Consider the following 19,757-nt stretch of genomic DNA (forward strand, 5'->3'; position numbering starts at 1 on the left):
TCTTCGGGGGTAACCCCACCGCGTAGTTTTTTATGTTCTAAGAACGCGCAGATCGAGTAGTTGCATACGAAGGCCGTGCTTTCCGAAAGGAATGCGCGGCTTGTTCTCGTTTATGGACTGACGACTAGGGGCCTATGGCTGGACGAATTCCACGCGTATTTATCAATGACTTGCTAGCTCGCACCGACATCGTCGATCTTATCGATGCTCGGGTTAAGCTGAAGAAGCAAGGCAAAAATTACCATGCGTGCTGTCCGTTCCATCATGAGAAAACACCCTCATTCACCGTTAACGGCGAAAAGCAGTTCTATCACTGTTTCGGTTGCGGCGCACATGGTAATGCCGTTGATTTCTTGATGAATTATGATCGACTTGAATTTGTCGAAAGTATCGAGGAATTGGCTACCATGCACGGGCTGGAAGTGCCCTACGAGGCAGGAACCGGCACCACCCAGATCGAACGTCACCAACGACAAAGTCTTTATCAACTGATGGAGAGCCTGAGCGCATTCTATCAACAATCACTCAACGGCCAGAACGCCAATCAGGCACGCGAATATCTTAAACATCGCGGTTTGAGTGAAGAGATCATCCAACATTTTGCTATCGGCTTTGCCCCGCCAGGTTGGGACAATGCCTTAAAACGTTTTGGCCGCGATGGCGAGAGCCGTACTGCGCTGAACGATGCAGGGATGCTGGTGACTAATGATACAGGGCGGACTTACGATCGTTTTCGTGAGCGCGTCATGTTCCCTATCCGCGATAAGCGCGGGCGGGTTATCGCTTTTGGTGGGCGAATTCTGGGCGACGGAGTGCCGAAATACCTCAACTCCCCAGAAACAGAGATCTTTCATAAGGGCCGCCAGTTATACGGCTTGTATGAAGCGCAAGTGAATCACCCCAATCCAACACGTTTACTCGTGGTGGAAGGCTATATGGATGTGGTGGCATTAGCGCAATTTGGCATTGATTATGCTGTTGCCTCGCTGGGAACAGCGACGACCGCGGAACATATTCAACTATTATTCCGCGCGACCGATAACGTAATTTGTTGTTATGACGGCGATCGGGCGGGTAGAGATGCCGCCTGGCGAGCATTAGAAACGGCACTGCCCTATCTAAATGATGGACGTCAGCTACGCTTTATGTTTTTGCCCGATGGCGAAGACCCGGACACTCTGGTACGTAAGGAAGGGAAAGACGCATTTGAACAGCGGATGGAGGAGGCGCAGCCACTCTCAACCTTCTTGTTCGAAACGTTGATGCCACAGGTAGATTTAAGTAGCCCCGATGGGCGCGCCAAGTTAAGCACGCTGGCACTACCTTTAATCAGCCAAGTGCCCGGTGAAACCTTACGCCTTTACCTGCGTCAGCAATTAGGCAATAAGTTAGGTCTACTTGATGACAGCCAGCTTGATAAGCTGATGCCAAAACAGGCTGATAATACGAATACCTACCAGCCGCCCCAGCTAAAACGCACAACCATGCGTATACTTATAGGGCTACTGGTACAGAACCCACAACTGGCTACACTCATTCCCTCACTACAGGGGGTTGAACAAGCCAAGTTAGCCGGTTTACCGTTATTTATTGAGTTGGTTGAGACTTGTTTGGCCCAACCGGGGCTGACAACCGGGCAGTTATTGGAACTGTACCGTGATAATAAATTCAGCCAACAGCTTGAAACTCTCGCAACATGGAACCACATGATTGTTGAGGATATGGTCGAACCGACTTTTGTCGATACGCTAGCGAGCCTGTATGACTCCATTTTGGAGCAACGTCAGGAAACACTCATAGCACGTGACCGGACACATGGATTAAACGCCGAAGAACGTAAAGAGCTTTGGTCTTTGAATCTGGCTTTAGCCAGAAAAAAATGAATCACCCAACGGCTTAATTGCCGATAAATGTGGGGGCGACTCCCCACAATATGCCGCCATAGCGGGCAGCGGCGACAAAAAAAGGCCCCAAATGCTATTGTTGGCGGTTTCGCCGACCGACACCAACCCAAATACTCTGAAGTGTGGATACCGTCTTATGGAGCAAAACCCGCAGTCACAGCTGAAGCTACTTGTCACCCGTGGTAAGGAGCAAGGCTATCTGACCTATGCTGAGGTCAATGACCATCTGCCGGAAGATATCGTCGATTCCGATCAGATCGAAGACATCATCCAGATGATTAATGACATGGGCATACAGGTACTTGAAGAAGCCCCTGATGCCGATGATTTAATGCTGGCCGAGAACACCACTGATACCGACGATGACGCGGCGGAAGCTGCTGCACAGGTGTTGTCCAGTGTTGAATCTGAAATCGGGCGTACAACCGACCCGGTGCGTATGTATATGCGCGAAATGGGTACTGTTGAGCTATTGACCCGTGAAGGCGAGATTGATATCGCCAAACGTATCGAAGAGGGTATCAATCAGGTTCAGTGCTCGGTAGCTGAATACCCTGAAGCCATTACTTATTTGTTGGAACAATATGATCGTGTCGAAGCGGGTGAAGCCCGTTTATCCGACCTGATCAACGGTTTTGTCGATCCCAATGCCGAAGAAGATATTGCGCCGACGGCAACTCACGTAGGCTCTGAATTATCCACTGAAGAGATGGATGACGACGACAAAGAAGAAGAAGACGAAGAAGAAGAAGAAGACGACAACAGCATCGACCCAGAGCTGGCACGTCAGAAGTTCAGCGAATTGCGTGAGCAGTATGAAACTACACGCATGGCAATCAAGAAAAATGGCCGTAGCCATGCCACTGCTGCTGCCGAGATTCTGAACCTTTCTGAGGTGTTCAAACAGTTCCGTCTGGTACCGAAGCAGTTCGACTATCTGGTCAATAACATGCGTGCCATGATGGATCGCGTTCGTACTCAAGAACGTATCATCATGAAGCTGTGTGTTGAACAGTGCAAAATGCCGAAGAAAAACTTCGTTACCCTGTTTGCCAGCAATGAGACCAGCGATACCTGGTTTGCGGCGGCAGTGGCTATGGGTAAACCATGGTCTGAGAAACTGAAAGATGTCTCGGATGATGTTCAACGTAGCTTGCAGAAATTACGCCAGATCGAAGAAGAGACGGGCCTGACGATTGAGCAAGTGAAAGACATCAACCGCCGTATGTCTATCGGTGAAGCGAAAGCGCGTCGTGCTAAGAAAGAGATGGTTGAGGCTAACCTGCGTCTGGTTATCTCTATTGCGAAAAAATACACCAACCGTGGCCTACAATTCCTTGATTTAATTCAGGAAGGTAACATCGGTTTGATGAAAGCAGTAGATAAGTTCGAATACCGTCGTGGTTATAAGTTCTCAACTTATGCGACTTGGTGGATTCGTCAGGCAATCACCCGCTCTATCGCGGATCAGGCACGCACCATCCGTATCCCGGTGCATATGATTGAGACAATTAACAAACTCAATCGTATCTCACGCCAGATGCTGCAAGAGATGGGCCGCGAGCCAACGCCAGAAGAGCTGGCTGAACGCATGCTGATGCCGGAAGACAAGATCCGCAAAGTGCTGAAGATTGCGAAAGAGCCAATCTCAATGGAAACCCCAATTGGTGATGATGAAGATTCACATCTGGGCGATTTCATCGAAGATACCACTCTGGAGCTGCCGCTGGACTCTGCAACTTCTGAGAGCCTGCGTTCTGCCACTCACGACGTGTTAGCTGGCCTGACCGCTCGTGAAGCGAAAGTTCTGCGTATGCGTTTCGGTATCGATATGAACACTGACCACACTTTGGAAGAAGTGGGTAAGCAGTTCGACGTAACCCGTGAGCGTATTCGTCAGATCGAAGCGAAGGCATTACGTAAATTACGCCATCCAAGCCGTTCTGAAGTGCTACGCAGCTTCCTCGACGATTAATCGTCGGTTGCAGTCATCAGCAAACAAAAACCCTCGGCATGCCGGGGGTTTTCTTTTTTTGACCCTAAACAGCATCTTCTACACCGAAAATCAGCACTGCTTTCCCCTGCCGCCGTAAAAAACCTTATATTTGTGCATAAAACGCGCACCTGATTCTTCAGCTCTAGACCGCAGGATAAAAACTACCGTATAATCAGCGTCCAAGTTTGGCCCCTTAGCTCAGTTGGTTAGAGCACGCGACTCATAATCGCTTGGTCACTGGTTCAAGTCCAGTAGGGGCCACCAAATTTTAGTTTAAAATCATATAATTAAGCCACTTTTAACAAGGTGGCTTTTTTGTTTTTGGTAGTCTGTGTCGCAAAAGTGTTGCAGAAAGATATCTAAACGAAGTCACAATACCGAGATTGAAAGCTATTTTAACCGCCTTCTTTACAACCCTTAGTTGGTAAAGCAAAATCATCAATGATTTTTGGACCATCCCCTTAACCGCTGAGTATTTATTGATACCTTAACGTATTATCTGACATGCCCGAAGCCCCATGCACTGAACCACAAGCAATTAAAGACATCAATACAATGCTATTGACCAGTTAAGATATTATTTACCAGATAGTCAATGAAACTAAGCGGCTTAGCATCCAGCCGGATGGTATTCCTTTGCACTTTATATATCTCCATGCATTAATACTATTCTTATAAACCAAAGAGAAAATAGTCCTTAATAAAATCAATCCGAGATGAGAAGTCTTAAGTACCCATATGAACCAATTAATTTCTTTAAGATGCTTATAAATCCTCTGAATACATAAAATATTCATAATAATAATTATGTTCGATGTTCTCGTGATAACTTATAAATAACTTTGTGATAACACATTAACCCTCGCAGGGCAGCAACTATTGCAATTTTTGTTGCGGCCTGCTTCAAGCAAAGAAAGTTTCTTCTTCGAAGAGTCGCAAAATTTCATCCATCCAACCTCCGTTTCAGGGGATTTTAGCATGCCAAAATCCGGGTCTTAACTGAAGCCAGGATTTGCCCTAGGATAGGATAATTCAAATATAATACAGTATCACTATTATGTTTTTTCCTTATATACCGATTTATTTATAGTCTAGGCAGCTAAAAGCAAAGTAATGTTCTGAGTGACTTTAAAACTGCCAACATTAACCCAATTTATTTAACAAAATCACAAATGTGAATTTCATTACATTTAAATGCGATTAAAAATGTCACGAATAGATGCTAAAAACGTAACATTTAAGCAAATATTTAATACTTGGATTTAGATTATGAATAATATTCCCTTATTAAAAGTTGTTAAGATAATTATGTCATTATTGTTAATAATGATGGTTCTGTTTGCCGTTCATGATATATATTCATCACAGCAAGGCTATCAGCAAACTCTATTTGCAGAAGAAACAAAGTCACAAAGAGACGATATCGACCGTCTTCACTATAACTTAGCAAGTCTACGAGCAATATTTAATAATCAGGTAATAGGTTCTTTAACTAATGTCCCATTAGATAAAGAAGAGATTAAACACTTTATCGAATTGACTACTTCGTCAAGGGAGTTACTAGCCTCTTATATCGAAGCAATGGAAAACGATCGTCGTTACGACGCAACAACCGCTGTTCTACATAAAAACATCACGGCTATTCTAGATCATATGGAGGATGCAGCGAATGGATTTATCACTGGTAATATCAATAACGACTTAAGTTTAAGAGAAGCATATCAACAAGTTAATGATAGCATTGCAGAATTTTCAGCAGTCAATACTGATATCTATATGTCTACCTTGCATAGTGCCAATACTGTTAAAAAACAATCGTATGTGATTGCCATTACACTGTTACTTTCTTATATTTTAATTACAGTGGTAGCGACAACATGGTTCAATAAAAATATAATACTAAAAATTAAACTTGCCTGTGATATTTTTGATAAAATAAGCAAAGGTGATTTGAATTCTGACATCTCATATAAAAGTAAAAGCGAAATAGGTTTCCTCTTTTCTTGTTTGGAAGATATGCAAAACTCTCTGAAAAAGATCATCTCTTCGGTCAAGGGAAGCACTATCATCATTACTCGTGGTTCAACAGAGATTGCCGACGCTAACTTTAATCTGTCCTCTCGCATTGAACAACAGGCTAGCGCACTTCAGGAAACAGCAGCCAGCATGGAGGAGATAAAAACGACCGTCCTCAGCAATGCCCAAAATGCACAACAGACAAACCAGCTATCACATACAGCGAGTCTGGCCGCCAAGAATGGCGCTGATATAATGCATAAAGTTGTCTCGACTATGGCAGATATTGAGACGCTCACGAAAAAAATCGCAGGCATCACCACTGTCATTGACGGTATTGCCAGTCAAACCAATATTCTGGCACTCAACGCGGCTGTTGAAGCCGCACGGGCAGGCGAGCAAGGCAGAGGATTCGCCGTTGTAGCCTCCGAAGTTAGAAATTTAGCCTCACGCAGTAGTACTTCCGCCAGAGAAATTAGTGTGTTGATAAATGACGCCATCGATAATATTTCACGTGGTTCTCAACTTGTGACTAATGCGGGTGAAACCATGAGTGACATTGTCAGTTCCATTACCAACGTTAGCAATATTATGCAGGAAATTTCTATTGCTTCCGAGGAGCAAAGTGCGGGTGTCAATTTAATCGCTGTAGCTATTAACCAGATGGATACAATGACACAACAAAATGCTTCGTTAGTAGAAGAGACTGCTCGCAACACCCGAACGCTGAGCAACCAGACTAAAGAACTATCCGCAACGGTTTCAGTGTTTCAGATCGACAATGAAGACTATCAGCAAAAAACCGTGTCTTCTCAGGAAGTAGAAGCATGATGCTCAGTGGGGTACAACTCTCGTTCAGCGGTATCTTTCTGTACTGAAGTTAGTATCAGTCTGGTCTCACCCCGCCATGGCCTATTCGAATGACAGCCACAGAGGTGGCTGTCGCGGCAGCCCCTGTGGTCGAAGACTTCAATATAATCGAAAAGATCTGCACAAGGTCAATTCACGCGATATTCGGACAGATATAAGAGTGATTACCCAACAGTTATGACCATGACGCATGCTGGGCGCCAGATTATTTGGCCGACAGAAGCCCTTCCAGAATAACATTAATGTTACGGGCAACATGAGTCGCAAAGGTAATTATCTGGATAATATCGGTACAAATAGGTTTATCGCAGTCTGAAATCAGGGAGGGTTAACTATCGCGGTGATGAAACTCGGAACCAGAATATTGTGGGCGATAACAATGAGTGAATATATATCTAAATGAAGATAATCGATGAACAGGATTACTTGACCGTGACACCACAACGTCCTTTCACTGGATGAGAAGCAGAAGAAGTGGGAACGGTCATAAATGAAATATCATGGGGCACATTTATCGTTAAATAGCATGATTCTAATCGTACTCTTTCACTATTGATGACAAGACGAAATAAATCATTTCTTAGTTAAATCTCTCATACAGTTCAATTAAGTTATTCACCTTACATTTTTTGAAAATTTTTGAGCGATACCCTCCCATAGATCTAGGACTGATGTAAAGTGACCTGGCAATATCCAAATTAGACATACCTAATATAAGACACTGAAAAACCTGACTTTCACGTAGGGATAAAATGGATTTTTTCGGTCTATTGAGCAAATCTGCTGAGCTGTCTTTTTCTAAGAAAACCGCTGGATTGTGAATTATGTTGTATAACATAGATTCAACTTTCTCTTCCGAGGTTTCCTTACTTAACACGAAAGAAGACATTTTAGTTAAGATATCGTAATACCCTAATAAATCAGGATCTTTTGTGAATATAAGACACCTATCTTTCTTTACGTGATCATGAATAAGATCAAAAAAAACAGTTTGCTCATGCCCGGACACATTATCAGAATCGAAAATAACGAATATATCATTTAATGTTATTAATTTTTGTTTAAAATCAGATAGAGAGTTACAAATGAATACATTTGGGCTTATATTCATTGGCTTAAGCGTTAAGGCATTCTCTACTTTTATTTTGAAAAAATATCTAATTAAGTCACAATTACTGAATATTAGGATGTTATTCATAAAACCTCTACCACTTACAATAAATTAGATCAAAAAAGATAGAATTGATATTCTATGCGCGTCAGCAAGAAAATAACCAACTCGCTGTAGTTAACCCATTCCCTTCAGAATATCTATATTAAAAACCGAATAATTAATACATTAGCCATGAAAAGGACAATTTCATAAGCGAAATCTTTAATTGAATATAGATATCCGGATGTGATTTAATCTTTATTAATATAACTAATGAGTCAAAATTAAAATATAATGACACCTCTAAAACAATAGATGTTATTGATAAACAAGAGAGGTCATAGGCATCTATTCTACTGATTTCATTGGTTATCACAACCTATTTCACTCAAAACAATCGAGCAAACAACAAACAATTTTCACGCTAAAATGAGAGGTAATATTTTAATGAATGGGTATTTCATGATAACAAGAGAATTATTTTCGATAAATGTCCGAATATTACTTCCAGCATATTCTCGAAAAATGGTGATAATGTATACATAATCATTGACATAGCCATCATTCCTATACTCAACGTCAGAGGAAAGCCGACAACAAAGATAGATAACTGAGGCGTAAGACGATTCAGCAACCCCAATGTGAGATTGAGACATAACAACAACGTAATTATTGGCAAACCTAACATCAACCCACTACTGAAAACCAGTCCTGCTGTTCGCGCAAGGTAAATAAAACTTTCTGGATTCAAGGTATTTTCGCTAATGGGTAATACAATAAAGCTATCCGATAAGATACTTAGCATCCATAAATGCCCGTTAAAGGTCAGAAATAGCAATGTTACTAACAGATTAAGTATTCTTGAAATGACCGGCATATTCCCACCGGCAGCAGGATCATAGAAGGTCGCAAAGGATAGGCCCATTTGCATACCAATAATCTCTCCAGCATTGCGAACAGCTACGAATATAAGCTGTACTGTCAGTCCCATGGCAGCCCCAATGATAAATTGTTGCGCACCTACCCATATTCCTGAAATGGAAAATATTTCAATATGACTATTAGGAATATTTGGGCCAATCAATAGAGCGATAATAACCGCCAGCGCTACCTTGGTTTTTCTATCAATACCTTTTTCATTGAATATTGGCGCAGTACTGAACAATGCCAATATTCTCAGCATTGGCCAAAAAAATTGGTTAATAATGGAATAGAGACTGACTATTGATAAGGTCAGCATGGTTATCCAATGACATAGGGTAAATTGCTATAGAGTGTGCGTGTGTAGTCAAGAAAGACACTCAGCATCCAGGGCCCCAAAATTATACCAACAGCAATGATAACTAATATTTTGGGTATAAATGACAATGTCATTTCATTTATTTGAGTGGAAGCCTGCAAAACACTGACAATAAGCCCAGTAAATAATGCAGCAAATAGTAATGGCGCGGCAATCATCAGCCCCACTTTGATTGCCTGAAAGCCCATCGCCATCACGCTTTCTGGTGTCATTTTCTTATCCTGTTTAACTAAAAAAACTTTGTGCTAAGGAACCCATTAATAGCTGCCAACCGTCAACCAAAACGAACAGCATTAATTTGAAGGGTAATGAGATTGTTGCAGGAGGAACCATCATCATACCCAGCGCCATTAAGACACTGGCAACAACGAGATCAATGATCAGGAAAGGAATAAACACAGTGAAACCAATCTGAAAACCTGTTTTAAGTTCGCTGGTCACAAAGGCCGGGAGTAAAACCCGCAAAGGAACATCGTCCTTGCTTTGGAAATTCTCCTCTTTCGCCATACGCGCATAAAGAGCCAGATCGCTTTCCCTTGTCTGTTCCAACATAAATACCCGCAGAGGCTGAACACCTCTTTCCAGCGCAGTCTCCATGGAGATTTTGTCTTCGGACAAAGGTTGCCAAGCTTCTTTATATATCTGATTAAAAACAGGTGACATCACGTAGAAAGTCAAAAATAGAGCCAATGCCAGTAGTACCTGATTAGGGGGGGTAGACGGCGTACCAAGCGCATTACGTAATAATCCTAATACAATGATAATACGGGTAAACCCTGTCATCATTAGCAAGATGGCAGGTAAAAATGTTAAAGACGTAAGTAAGACTAACGTCTGCACAGGCAATGACCAATTCTCTCCATCAGCAGAACGCGCGACCATCAAATCAGCATTTGCCGCCCACACACTCTGTATTGGTAGCAATAATCCCAAAACTAATAGGGTGACTGTTCCCAAGAGCATCCATGGATTGATGCGCTGTGCTGGCAAAATATTCATGCTGTAGGCCCTGCTTTGCGTTTTTTTAACATACCGAGCAGAGTTGACTGAAAATCGCCGGATAATAATGGTTCAGGAGTCATAGCATGATCATCAAACTGATCAAATGTCCCCAGGCAACTGATTTGGCTAGTGGTAACACCGAGTAATAATCTTTTATCACCTATATCTACCACGACAATACGTTCACGCTGCCCCAGTGAATAACTGGATACAACTGAAAGTATTTGGTTTCCTTTAGGTAAGCGCGGAGTCAATCCAGTTCGGCGAGCAATCCATGCAATAGCAGTGATAATCATTAATATAAGTATCAATGAACCACCGACAGTGGCCAATATTGAGCCAGAGTTTGTGGCCTCACTCATCGAGTGTATTGTTTGGGTATTCATCATCGACTCAGGCGATACATTCTTTCTGAAGGTGTAATAATATCTGTAATGCGGATGCCAAATTTATCGGAAACAACAACAACTTCACCTTGGGCAATTAAATAGCCATTGATCAGAATATCCAACGGTTCACCCGCCAAACCTTCCAGAGAGACAACAGACCCCTGACTGAGGCGCAGTAACTCCTTGATAGTCATTTTAGTCCGACCTAATTCAACGGTCATTTTAACTGGAATATCGAGAATTAAATCAAGATCTTCAGAAAAATTAGGCACCAGATTATCCTTTGGTGGTGAGCTATCTGCGGCCAGTTGCTCACTCATAGCGTCCCCCCAAAGATTATCAATGGATTGCTTATCAGCATCTGACGAGGATGTGGTATCACTCATGAGGGAATTACTCCTTTTTTAAAGATAATAGCGCCGGATTTAATATTTTCTCAACTTTGAGAGCATATTGCTTATTCATGTAACCGTATTTACCAGAAAATACCGGAACGCCATCAACACAGGCTTCAATACTTTCTTTTTTATCTATTGGGATAACATCGCCCTCTTTCATGCTCATGATATTAGAAAGACGAGTTGATATATCTGCAAATTTTGCCACCAATTCAAGTTCAGTTTCTCTGACCTGAGAAGCAAGTGTATTTCGCCATTGTTTTTCTTCTTGTCTTGAGCTTTCCATTGGCGGACTGGTTAACAGTTCGCGTAAAGGTTCAATAATGCTAAAAGGAATGCAAATATCGAACTCTCCCCGGTGCGGGCCTATTTCTACATAAAATGGTGTTGTCACAACAATATCGTTCGGTGATGAAGTGATATTGGTAAATTTCACCTGTATCTCTGCACGAACGTATTCAGTTTTCAGTTTAAAAATAGAGCTCCATGCAAAATCATAGGCTTCCAGCGCCATGGCTAGCATGCGATTAATGACGCGCTGCTCTGTTGGCGTAAATTCACGCCCATCCGCTTTCGTTGGAAATCGGCCATCACCACCAAATAAGTTATCTACAGCCATGAATACCAAATTCGGCGAGAAAACAAAAAGTGCAGTACCGCGCAGGGGGTTCATATGGACCAGATTAAGGTTGGTCGGCACGGGAAGATTCCGCGCAAAATCATGATACGGCTGTATTTTAATATTTCCGGCAGTTATATCTGGGCTACGACGCAAAAGATTAAATAGCCCTATTCTGAACTGGCGAGCAAAACGTTCATTAATAATTTCCAGAGAGTGCAAACGCTCACGAACAACACGGCGCTGTGTATTTGGATCATAAGGCTTGATGCCCTCATCCAATGTTCTATTGTTTGCTATACTTTCATTTTCGGTATTGCTGCCGCCATTTAAAAGGCGGTCTATTTCAGCCTGAGATAATATGCTGTCAGACATAGGATTTACCGTAAAATAAATGCATTAAATAATACATCAGTAATCACCACACTCTGATTAGGTGTAAGTGGCTCACTAACAACGCTTTTAATTTTTTCAATTAATTGCTGCTTCCCTTTATCAGCCGATATGTTTTCTGCTGTTTGCTGTGCTAAAAGTATAAGCAATCGACTACGTACTTCCGGTAAGAATTTTTCTATCAATACTTTTGAATTTTCGTCTTTCACCCGTAAGGTCAAGCCAATATGCAATACACGACCATCATCAGTTGGTGTCGGTTTAAGGCTAACGGTGAACGTATCCATTTGTATATATAATGGAATAATAGGTTCAGATATTGGTGTCGCTACCGTATCGTTGTTATCACCGGATACATGAGCCTTGATATTTTTCATTTCATAAAAAGTGTAACCAGCCAAGGCGCATGCACCTATGGTAATTAACATCATAAACAAAATCACCAGAGAGCTTTTTTTCCCTCCTTTGGCAATTTTGGTGTTATTTTTTGTCATTTTAAAAAAAATCCTGTTATAAAATACTTCGAATGCCAATAACAGAAGGCATTCGAATGAGCAGAGTATTCTATTACAGTTAACCTCTAGGGCAATTCACTAAAGAAATTGAATTACTGCCGCCAATTCGCTTGATGAGTTAATTAGCTAAACAAATGTATTTATTCCACTGGTGTAATTCACCGTTCTGATATTAATTTCACCTGTCTCTTCAGGGAGTTGTCTGATGCTTTCATCATCAAGATCGTGCTGTTTTGCTGCTCTATCAGATTGAGAAAACGCCCCCCACGATGAGGATGAATCAGCGCCAACGCTACTTTGGCCCAAATTAATGCCTGATTCTGCCAATGAGGTACGTAAGTTTTGCATTGAGGCCTCCAGGGCCGCACGTACCTGATGATTTTCCGTCACAAAATGCAACTGTACCTGATCACTATTCATCCGTAGGTTAATTTGCAAAGCGCCTAACTCTTCAGGGTGCAGCCGTAACTCCGCATTATGGATGCCGTTGCGCGAAAAATAAGACAATTGTTGGCTCAAGGCTTGTTGCCATGCGGGTGTCCCTAATCCTTGACTCAACACGGTGGGTGATGTGGTGGTTGAGACTGGCTGGGAGCTGGACACATCAGGAGCCGCAGACAAATGTGGTCGTAGGGTGATGTCCGACGTCTGTGGTAGCTGGCTGTCCTGTGTCAATGGTGTTGGCACATTGAGTGGTGAGTTTACTGGCATCAATGCATTTTCTTTGAGATACGCCGCGCCATCATTCGCCCGTGGAAGTGAAGCATCGCGCTGCTCAGTTGCTGCTTTGTCTGCCATCTGCTTCCCCTGTAGGACTTCCGGCAAAGAGTGGGTGAAACTTTTCGTAATGCTGTTATCACTCATTGCGGCGGGGTTACTCTGCCGCTCCCGACCTTGTGAATTGGCAAGATCAGGATCCGTGTCCGCCATCTCCTCTGCGCCCTGTTCATCTGTCAATTCAACAGGGGCGGGGGTCACCGTGATTACTGGTGTTGTCGCGGCACCCAATGCGACATTAACCACTAACTGCTGCAAATGTTGAAGCTGTGGATCTTGGAGAGCCGGGGTCTCGGGCTGCTGCTCTTCATCGGATATTTCGGCAATCATACCGATCAACTCTGCATCAATAGTGTCCGGGTAATCAGGTCTCTCCACTGTTTCTATCAGGCCAGGAAGCTGCTGTTCAGGTTGCACGAGTTCAGCATTCGACGCCTTTTTCACAGGGCCTGGAGTGAGCATATTTTCCAACGTTGTAGAAAAATCCAAGCCGTCTGCTGTTGCAGCCTGTTGATTGTTTTTTGCGGTCAATCCAGTAATGGCAGGTATGGCATTGACGATCATAATATTTTTTTCCCCATACTGGCACGTTGTGCAAATTCATCCATCATCTTCTGTTCCAGACGATTCTCTTTTAATAGTCTCGCCGCATCGCCTCTGCTTTTCAGTGTCTCAAAGGCGTTGAGACGTTTCTTATCACGTTTCCAATCCAATAATGTCTCTTCGACCGAGTTCTGGCATTTCTCCACATGGCCGGCATGTTGTTTGACGACCTGCCCCAGTGAATCAATAAAAGATTGTCGGTTTAGCAAGTCAGCTATCAGAATACCTTTACCTGAAATATTGGCGCGTAGTTGCTGCTGGTATTCCAATTCGAAACTTTCCAGTTGTTCATGTTGTATCGTGGCCTGAGTGTACACTTGCTGCACTTTGCCTAATTGAACAGTAGTGTCACTCAACGTTTGCTCTGCAAGATCGCGTAGGACATCCATTGGACTGGTAATTGCCATGATTAATTGCTCATATTAGAACTGTCGGAAAACATGTCAGAAAGCCTGTCGCAGGCCTCCTCATAACCACTACTCTCATAGATGACCTGCTGCAAAAAACGCTCCATATCGGGATATAAGCGGATGGCTTTATCCAGTAATGGATCGCTGCCTGCCGCATAAGCCCCGACACTGACAAGATCACGATTTCGTTGATATGATGAGAGTAACTGCTTAAAAGACTGCACTTTTTTGTAATGCGTTGCGTCAATCAACTCTGTCATTGCGCGGCTTATTGATGCTTCAATATCGATGGCCGGATAGTGGCCGGATTCAGCAAGCCGCCGTGATAGAACAATGTGCCCATCAAGAATGGCGCGAGCGGAATCTGCTATCGGATCTTGTTGATCATCGCCCTCGGTCAACACCGTATAAAATGCGGTGATTGACCCACCCTCTTTGACGCCGTTACCCGCTCGCTCCACCAGGGCAGGTAATTTTGCAAACACTGATGGGGGATAACCCTTGGTTGCAGGTGGTTCACCAATGGCCAAGGCGATCTCACGTTGTGCCATGGCGTAGCGTGTTAGCGAATCCATTATGAGCAGTACATCCATGCCCCGATCACGGAAGTCCTCAGCAATACGGGTGGCGTATACCGCGCCTTGCATACGCAATATAGGCGAGACATCCGCAGGTGCCGCGATAACCACGGAGCGAGTTCGCCCCTCTTCACCTAGAATATTTTCGATAAAATCTTTCACTTCTCGGCCACGCTCGCCGATAAGTCCTACGACGATAACATCAGCTTTGGTATAGCGTGCCATCATGCCGAGTAGCACACTTTTCCCCACCCCAGAACCGGCAAACAGCCCCATGCGCTGGCCTCGTCCTACAGTCAGCAGCCCATTGATGGCTCTGACGCCGACATCCAGCACATGCTTAATTGGATCTCGTAATAGTGGGTTAACCGGTTGCGTAAATAAGGATCCGTGCTTTGCACAACCTGGGGGCGGTAGCCCGTCAAGTGGTCGTGCACTCGCATCCAGTACTCGGCCTAAGAGTTCCGGCCCCAACGGTAACTGTTTCCCCTTGGTGATACCGGCACCACTTTCAAACGCATAAACCCGCGCCCCAGGTAGAATTCCATCAACATTTTCAAGTGGCATCAAATACAGGATTTCACCATTGAAACCAACAACTTCACTTTCTATTTTATCCGTGCCATTACCTCTATTTCGCTCAACAATGCAAAGAGTGCCAATGGGTAATTTCAGGCCAACAGCCTCCATCACCAATCCTGTTGCCCGCGTTAATTTTCCATATTGCTGGAAAGGCGGCAGCGAGATGATCTGTTTCTCTTTTCTATCAATGGCATCCAGCCAGTTTTTTAGGCGCAGGGTCATGAGGGATAATCCTCACGTCCGAGTTCACACAGCGCTTGCCAGCGCGTTGTCATTGTCGCGTCGAACTCCCCCTCCGCCGAGGTTATCCGGCAGCCGCCGGGTAGAATTTGCGCGTCAGAACGCAACTCCCATCCCAATGACTCAAGTGACTTACCGACGTTTTGCTCAACGATGTCGACATCCGCAGGGTTAACCCATAACTGTGCTTTTCCCTTAAAGAGGGTTTCTTCTTGTAGCAACTGCTGAATTTTTTCTAGCAGCACTTCATTGTCACAAACAATATTCTTACCCAAGATCGCGCGAGCAGCAGTTAAGGATAATTGCACTAAGCGGGATGGAATCACGCTATCAAGGTTGTCCAGAGCTACCCGAAACGCTTCAAGCAGTGTGGAAAAACGCGCCCCTATTTCACTTTGCTGTAGATTTGCCTCGGTAAGCCCCTGTTCGAAGCCCTCTTTTTGTCCTTGGCTAAACCCAGCTTCGTAGCCCTGCTTTTTTCCCTCTTCAATACCGCTGGCCTGTCCCTTGGCAAACCCCTTTTGTTCCGCTTGTTGGCGAAGCCGTGAGAGTTCAGCCTGCAGTAGCTCATCGGAATGATGGGGGCTTGCCGACTCAATAATCTCATGCTCAGACTGATCATATTCACCCAGTAAATTCTGCGGCTGCCAGCTTTGCCAGTCGAGTTTTGGTTCATTATCAGACATAGGCATCGTCACTGCCCCCAATTGCCACATCACCGGATTCAGCTAACCGTCTAACAATCAATAGGATACTCTTCTGTTCAGCTTCGACTTGAGACATACGAATTGGCCCACGAGAACCAAGATCTTCCATCATTATCTCCGCCTGACGTCTGGACATATTTCGGAAGAACTTATCGCGAAGTGCCGCATCGGCTCCTTTAAGGGCGATGATCAGTGACTCGTTCTCAATTTCCTGGAGAATGCGCTGAATACTGCGATCTTCAATTCCAACCAGATTTTCGAACAAGAACATTTCATCAATAATTTTCTGTGCCAACTCTTGGTCAAATTCACGAACAGCCTCAATTGCAGCCTCTTCCAACTGAGATTTCATCAAGTTAAGAATTTCAGCCGCAGGGCGTACCCCACCCATTTTGCTACGTTTCAAGTTCTGTCCATGCAGCAGACCATTGAGCACTTCTGTCAGCTCCTGCAGTGCCGCCGGTTGAACACCGCCAAAAGTAGCAATACGTAGCATAATGTCATTACGTTCACGATCATCAAATTTGCTCAATACATCAGCAGCTTGCCCACGTTTAAGGTGAACAAGGATGGTGGCTATAATTTGCGGGTGCTCGTCACGAATTAAATCGAATGCCACCTGAGGCTCCATAAAGTTCAGCGTCTCAATACCATTTGTGCCATTTTGCGTATCCAGTAAATCTTCAAGTAAGCTCGATGCTCTCTCTTCACCTAATGCTTTCACCAGCACACTGCGCAGGTAATCATTGGTATTGACACTCAGTGCTGCAAACTCACTGGAGTCGCGCTGAAACTCTTTCAGGACGGAACTAAGCTGTTCATGGGTAAAACCGCCCATGTTGACCATCGACCCACTAATTTGTTTCACTTCGTGCGTACTGAGATGCTTGAATACTTCAGCAGCCAGTCCATCACCGAGTGTCAACATGACAATTGCACTTTTATCAGAGGCATTCATTATGATTTCAGCTCCTTGTTAATCCACTCGCGAATGACCAGAGCAACAACCCGAGGCTCCTGTTCTGCCAATTCCCGCAGATTCTGCGTATTAAGTTCAGCTTCGACGCGTTGTTCCGCTTTGGCTCTTTCACCACTTTCAGCTTTACGCTTATGCGCATCCAGTTCTGCCTGACGAGCTTCTTTCTCTAATTCCAAACGAGCCAATATCAGTTCTTGGTTTCTCAGCCATGCAGGTTTGATAGCCTTGCGCCAGAATAGCCAAGCCACAATCGCCACCAATAAATAGCGACCCGCCGCCATTAACAGATTAATAAAGCCGGCTTGCTGCCAAAATGGCGGTGCAACCTCCTCTTCAACATTGTTGAAAGGAGAATTAACAATATTTACCGTGTCACCACGCTCCGCAGAAAATCCTACGGCCTCTTTCACTAATGCGCTGATCTGCTCCATCTGCTCTTTGGGTAGAGGGGCAGATTCACCCTCTGCGGTCGGTAAGTAATTAATCACGACAGCAATAGAGAGACGTTCGATACTGCCGGTACTGCGCTTGATGTGAGTCAGTGTTCGATCAAGTTCGTAGTTGGTGGTGTTATCCCGACGATTGTTGAAAGGTATCGGAGTTGCGACTGTCGCCGCGCCACCTTTGGCCCCTGTCGCTCCTGCTGTTGCTGCACCTGCCGCCCCAGTCGCGCCAGGTGCCGTCGGCGTAGCCGCTTGAGTTATCGGTGCAGTCGCAGGAAGCGAGGGTTGATTGCTTAATGCGCCCGGTACGCCACCCACACCACCCTTGCCGCCCTGCTCAGCGTCACTGGATTGGCTGCTGCGGATCGACATCCGATCAGGTGCCGTATTCGGTTGAAATTGTTCAGCCGTTTGCTCGTGTAAAGTGAAGTCAAGCTGTGCTGTCACCTGCGATTTGACGTTATTGCGCCCAACAATTGGGGACAGAATCGACTGAATACGCTGCTGAAAATCAGCTTCCACTTCACTGGTGAATTTAAGCTGCGAGGTCTGAGTCGTTTGGCCCCCACGCTGCGTTAACAGACGACCGTTTTGATCCACAATCGTGACGCTATCGGCACTCAAACCCGGTACTGCGCTGGCAATAAGATAAGTGATCGCACTTACTTGTTCGCCTTCCAGTAAGCGCCCATTATTCAGACGGACGGTCACTGATGCGGATGGCTGTTTTTGCTCACGAACAAACATTGAGGGCTTTGGCATAGCCAAATGCACACGAGCGCCATTGACTGAGCCAAGGGTTTCAATCGTGCGTGACAACTCCCCTTCCAACGCACGCTGGAAGTTAACTTGCTCACTAAATTGGCTGATACCAAACTTTTCCTGGTCCAGTAATTCAAACCCAACGGCTCCGCCCTTGGGTAATCCGAGTTGAGCAAGTTTGAGGCGAGCTTCATAGACTTTATCGGCAGGCACCATAATCGCCCCGCCACGATCTTCAAAACGATAGGGCACATTCATTTGTGCCAATTGCGAGACAATAGCCCCACCATCTTGATCCGTAATGTTACTGAACAAAACCCGGTAATCCGGTGATTTTGCCCAAAATAATAGTGCGATAATAAGCGTTATGGCCGCTGAAGCACTGATAAGCAGAATAATCTTAGGGCTGGAACGAATACGTTCTAATACTGCCATAAGATTAGCTGTACTGGTTTTTTTGATACCATTTGTCGTGGCATTCATGCCGTAGTCCTGTAAAAAAATTAATGACGCAATATAGACGTGTTATTGCGAATCAGCACTCCGGTTACGGGGATGAAGAAACGAAGCGGTAAATACACTGACATAATTCAAGTCGCGTATTATCCCCTAATTGTATTTTTTTTAAGTCTCGATAAGCTGAAATTTTCGTCAGCTTATCGGATTATTTTATTTGTAGCTTGCTATGTTAAGCTTTGGTTATTAAATACGAAGTAAGAAAAGCAAGTAAATCTCAATACGTAGATTTAAAGGAATTAGTGATGTCTATTCAATCGATCAGTGGTGTTCTGGAACAAATTAACTTCCAGGCCCAGCAAGTTTCAAACACTCAACGATCGCCATTCATCTCAGATCGTCAAGGTGTTGAAAAACCACTACAATTTTCTGACATACTGTTTAGCAGTGTTAATAGTATCAATGAAATACAAACCCAGGCTAAAAGTCAGTCACAAGACTATCTGACAGGCGCAACTGACATTGGTCTTAATGACGTAATGGTTTCTTTGCAGAAGTCATCTCTGGCATTAAATTTAGGTGTTCAGGTGCGTAATAAATTAGTTAGTGCGTACCAAGAAGTCATGAACATGTCAGTGTAAGTAAACTGCCTAACATATTTGTTA

Annotated in this window: 18 protein-coding genes and 1 tRNA gene; 5 read left to right on the plus strand and 14 right to left on the minus strand. The window is 44.2% G+C overall.

The genetic code is table 11. The features are described from left to right. Positions 1 to 134 precede the first annotated feature (134 nt). The 4 genes from dnaG (at position 135) to HRK25_RS03405 (ending at position 6,747) form a co-directional block, all read left to right on the plus strand. Entirely contained in the window at positions 135 to 1,883 is a 1,749-nt protein-coding gene (dnaG, locus tag HRK25_RS03390; RefSeq protein ID WP_005271058.1) for a DNA primase, read from the plus strand. Between the two features lie 157 nt (positions 1,884 to 2,040). After that, positions 2,041 to 3,879 (plus strand): RNA polymerase sigma factor RpoD, encoded by a 1,839-nt coding sequence (gene rpoD / locus HRK25_RS03395; RefSeq protein ID WP_005271057.1) that lies wholly within the window; start codon positions 2,041 to 2,043, stop codon positions 3,877 to 3,879. Between the two features lie 208 nt (positions 3,880 to 4,087). After that, positions 4,088 to 4,164 (plus strand) — tRNA-Ile (locus HRK25_RS03400). Positions 4,165 to 5,169: 1,005 nt separating this feature from the next. After that, entirely contained in the window at positions 5,170 to 6,747 is a 1,578-nt protein-coding gene (locus tag HRK25_RS03405; RefSeq protein ID WP_005271055.1) for a methyl-accepting chemotaxis protein, read from the plus strand. Positions 6,748 to 7,366: 619 nt separating this feature from the next. On the opposite strand, the gene HRK25_RS03410 is transcribed toward HRK25_RS03405, so the two are convergent. The 14 genes from HRK25_RS03410 to fliF form a co-directional block, all read right to left on the minus strand. After that, on the minus strand, positions 7,367 to 7,984 hold the full coding sequence (locus HRK25_RS03410) for a response regulator transcription factor (RefSeq protein ID WP_005271052.1): 618 nt from the start codon (positions 7,982 to 7,984) through the stop codon (positions 7,367 to 7,369). A 415-nt stretch (positions 7,985 to 8,399) separates the two neighbouring features. Next, positions 8,400 to 9,179: a flagellar biosynthetic protein FliR gene (gene fliR, locus HRK25_RS03415; protein ID WP_005271050.1), complete on the minus strand. Its 780-nt coding sequence runs from the start codon at positions 9,177 to 9,179 to the stop codon at positions 8,400 to 8,402. Between the two features lie 2 nt (positions 9,180 to 9,181). Continuing rightward, on the minus strand, positions 9,182 to 9,451 hold the full coding sequence (fliQ, locus tag HRK25_RS03420; RefSeq protein WP_005271048.1) for a flagellar biosynthesis protein FliQ: 270 nt from the start codon (positions 9,449 to 9,451) through the stop codon (positions 9,182 to 9,184). A 13-nt stretch (positions 9,452 to 9,464) separates the two neighbouring features. Beyond that, positions 9,465 to 10,121, minus strand: a complete 657-nt coding sequence (gene fliP, locus HRK25_RS03425; protein WP_072083905.1) for a flagellar type III secretion system pore protein FliP — start codon at positions 10,119 to 10,121, stop codon at positions 9,465 to 9,467. A 113-nt stretch (positions 10,122 to 10,234) separates the two neighbouring features. Further along, entirely contained in the window at positions 10,235 to 10,630 is a 396-nt protein-coding gene (fliO, locus tag HRK25_RS03430) for a flagellar biosynthetic protein FliO (protein WP_080375791.1), read from the minus strand. Then, positions 10,627 to 11,016, minus strand: a complete 390-nt coding sequence (fliN, locus tag HRK25_RS03435) for a flagellar motor switch protein FliN (RefSeq protein WP_005271045.1) — start codon at positions 11,014 to 11,016, stop codon at positions 10,627 to 10,629. The genes fliO and fliN overlap by 4 nt, the downstream gene beginning before the upstream one ends. A 7-nt stretch (positions 11,017 to 11,023) precedes the next feature. Next, positions 11,024 to 12,022 (minus strand): flagellar motor switch protein FliM, encoded by a 999-nt coding sequence (gene fliM / locus HRK25_RS03440; RefSeq protein WP_005271042.1) that lies wholly within the window; start codon positions 12,020 to 12,022, stop codon positions 11,024 to 11,026. 5 nt (positions 12,023 to 12,027) lie between these two features. Further along, the gene (gene fliL / locus HRK25_RS03445) at positions 12,028 to 12,534 is read right to left on the minus strand and encodes a flagellar basal body-associated protein FliL (RefSeq protein WP_005271039.1); all 507 of its coding nucleotides are present in this window, start codon (positions 12,532 to 12,534) and stop codon (positions 12,028 to 12,030) included. A gap of 147 nt (positions 12,535 to 12,681) precedes the next feature. Further along, positions 12,682 to 13,896: a flagellar hook-length control protein FliK gene (locus tag HRK25_RS03450; protein ID WP_050413668.1), complete on the minus strand. Its 1,215-nt coding sequence runs from the start codon at positions 13,894 to 13,896 to the stop codon at positions 12,682 to 12,684. Next, entirely contained in the window at positions 13,893 to 14,342 is a 450-nt protein-coding gene (gene fliJ / locus HRK25_RS03455) for a flagellar export protein FliJ (RefSeq protein WP_032896490.1), read from the minus strand. The genes HRK25_RS03450 and fliJ overlap by 4 nt, the downstream gene beginning before the upstream one ends. Before the next feature lie 2 nt (positions 14,343 to 14,344). Continuing rightward, entirely contained in the window at positions 14,345 to 15,727 is a 1,383-nt protein-coding gene (gene fliI, locus HRK25_RS03460) for a flagellar protein export ATPase FliI (protein WP_032896488.1), read from the minus strand. Further along, positions 15,724 to 16,431 carry a flagellar assembly protein FliH gene (locus HRK25_RS03465; protein WP_081444592.1) on the minus strand — a complete coding sequence of 236 codons (708 nt, stop codon included), beginning with the start codon at positions 16,429 to 16,431 and terminating at the stop codon, positions 15,724 to 15,726. Before HRK25_RS03465 ends, fliI begins: the two co-directional genes overlap by 4 nt. Beyond that, positions 16,424 to 17,410, minus strand: coding sequence for a flagellar motor switch protein FliG (gene fliG, locus HRK25_RS03470; protein ID WP_080375792.1), 987 nt, complete (start codon positions 17,408 to 17,410; stop codon positions 16,424 to 16,426). The genes HRK25_RS03465 and fliG overlap by 8 nt, the downstream gene beginning before the upstream one ends. After that, on the minus strand, positions 17,410 to 19,119 hold the full coding sequence (fliF, locus tag HRK25_RS03475) for a flagellar basal-body MS-ring/collar protein FliF (RefSeq protein ID WP_005271034.1): 1,710 nt from the start codon (positions 19,117 to 19,119) through the stop codon (positions 17,410 to 17,412). The genes fliG and fliF overlap by 1 nt, the downstream gene beginning before the upstream one ends. 278 nt (positions 19,120 to 19,397) lie before the next feature. Between fliF and fliE the strand changes: the two genes are divergently transcribed. Continuing rightward, complete coding sequence (fliE, locus tag HRK25_RS03480) at positions 19,398 to 19,733, plus strand: flagellar hook-basal body complex protein FliE (RefSeq protein ID WP_005271033.1); 336 nt, start codon at positions 19,398 to 19,400, stop codon at positions 19,731 to 19,733. Positions 19,734 to 19,757: the final 24 nt, after the last annotated feature.

It is taken from the genome of Yersinia bercovieri ATCC 43970 (assembly GCF_013282745.1).
In the GTDB taxonomy this organism is placed as follows: domain Bacteria; phylum Pseudomonadota; class Gammaproteobacteria; order Enterobacterales; family Enterobacteriaceae; genus Yersinia; species Yersinia bercovieri.

What these genes read in the sequence shown, in the direction of transcription:
- fliE (WP_005271033.1), top strand. Translation starts at nt 19,398, where the DNA reads ATGTCTATTCAATCGATCAGTGGTGTTCTGGAACAAATTAACTTCCAG.
- fliQ (WP_005271048.1), bottom strand. Translation starts at nt 9,451, where the DNA reads ATGACACCAGAAAGCGTGATGGCGATGGGCTTTCAGGCAATCAAAGTG.
- HRK25_RS03410 (WP_005271052.1), bottom strand. Translation starts at nt 7,984, where the DNA reads ATGAATAACATCCTAATATTCAGTAATTGTGACTTAATTAGATATTTT.
- fliO (WP_080375791.1), bottom strand. Translation starts at nt 10,630, where the DNA reads ATGATGAATACCCAAACAATACACTCGATGAGTGAGGCCACAAACTCT.
- fliM (WP_005271042.1), bottom strand. Translation starts at nt 12,022, where the DNA reads ATGTCTGACAGCATATTATCTCAGGCTGAAATAGACCGCCTTTTAAAT.
- rpoD (WP_005271057.1), top strand. Translation starts at nt 2,041, where the DNA reads ATGGAGCAAAACCCGCAGTCACAGCTGAAGCTACTTGTCACCCGTGGT.
- HRK25_RS03405 (WP_005271055.1), top strand. Translation starts at nt 5,170, where the DNA reads ATGAATAATATTCCCTTATTAAAAGTTGTTAAGATAATTATGTCATTA.
- fliP (WP_072083905.1), bottom strand. Translation starts at nt 10,121, where the DNA reads ATGGTCGCGCGTTCTGCTGATGGAGAGAATTGGTCATTGCCTGTGCAG.
- fliN (WP_005271045.1), bottom strand. Translation starts at nt 11,016, where the DNA reads ATGAGTGATACCACATCCTCGTCAGATGCTGATAAGCAATCCATTGAT.
- dnaG (WP_005271058.1), top strand. Translation starts at nt 135, where the DNA reads ATGGCTGGACGAATTCCACGCGTATTTATCAATGACTTGCTAGCTCGC.
- fliR (WP_005271050.1), bottom strand. Translation starts at nt 9,179, where the DNA reads ATGCTGACCTTATCAATAGTCAGTCTCTATTCCATTATTAACCAATTT.
- HRK25_RS03450 (WP_050413668.1), bottom strand. Translation starts at nt 13,896, where the DNA reads ATGATCGTCAATGCCATACCTGCCATTACTGGATTGACCGCAAAAAAC.
- fliI (WP_032896488.1), bottom strand. Translation starts at nt 15,727, where the DNA reads ATGACCCTGCGCCTAAAAAACTGGCTGGATGCCATTGATAGAAAAGAG.
- fliJ (WP_032896490.1), bottom strand. Translation starts at nt 14,342, where the DNA reads ATGGCAATTACCAGTCCAATGGATGTCCTACGCGATCTTGCAGAGCAA.
- fliG (WP_080375792.1), bottom strand. Translation starts at nt 17,410, where the DNA reads ATGAATGCCTCTGATAAAAGTGCAATTGTCATGTTGACACTCGGTGAT.
- fliF (WP_005271034.1), bottom strand. Translation starts at nt 19,119, where the DNA reads ATGAATGCCACGACAAATGGTATCAAAAAAACCAGTACAGCTAATCTT.
- HRK25_RS03465 (WP_081444592.1), bottom strand. Translation starts at nt 16,431, where the DNA reads ATGTCTGATAATGAACCAAAACTCGACTGGCAAAGCTGGCAGCCGCAG.
- fliL (WP_005271039.1), bottom strand. Translation starts at nt 12,534, where the DNA reads ATGACAAAAAATAACACCAAAATTGCCAAAGGAGGGAAAAAAAGCTCT.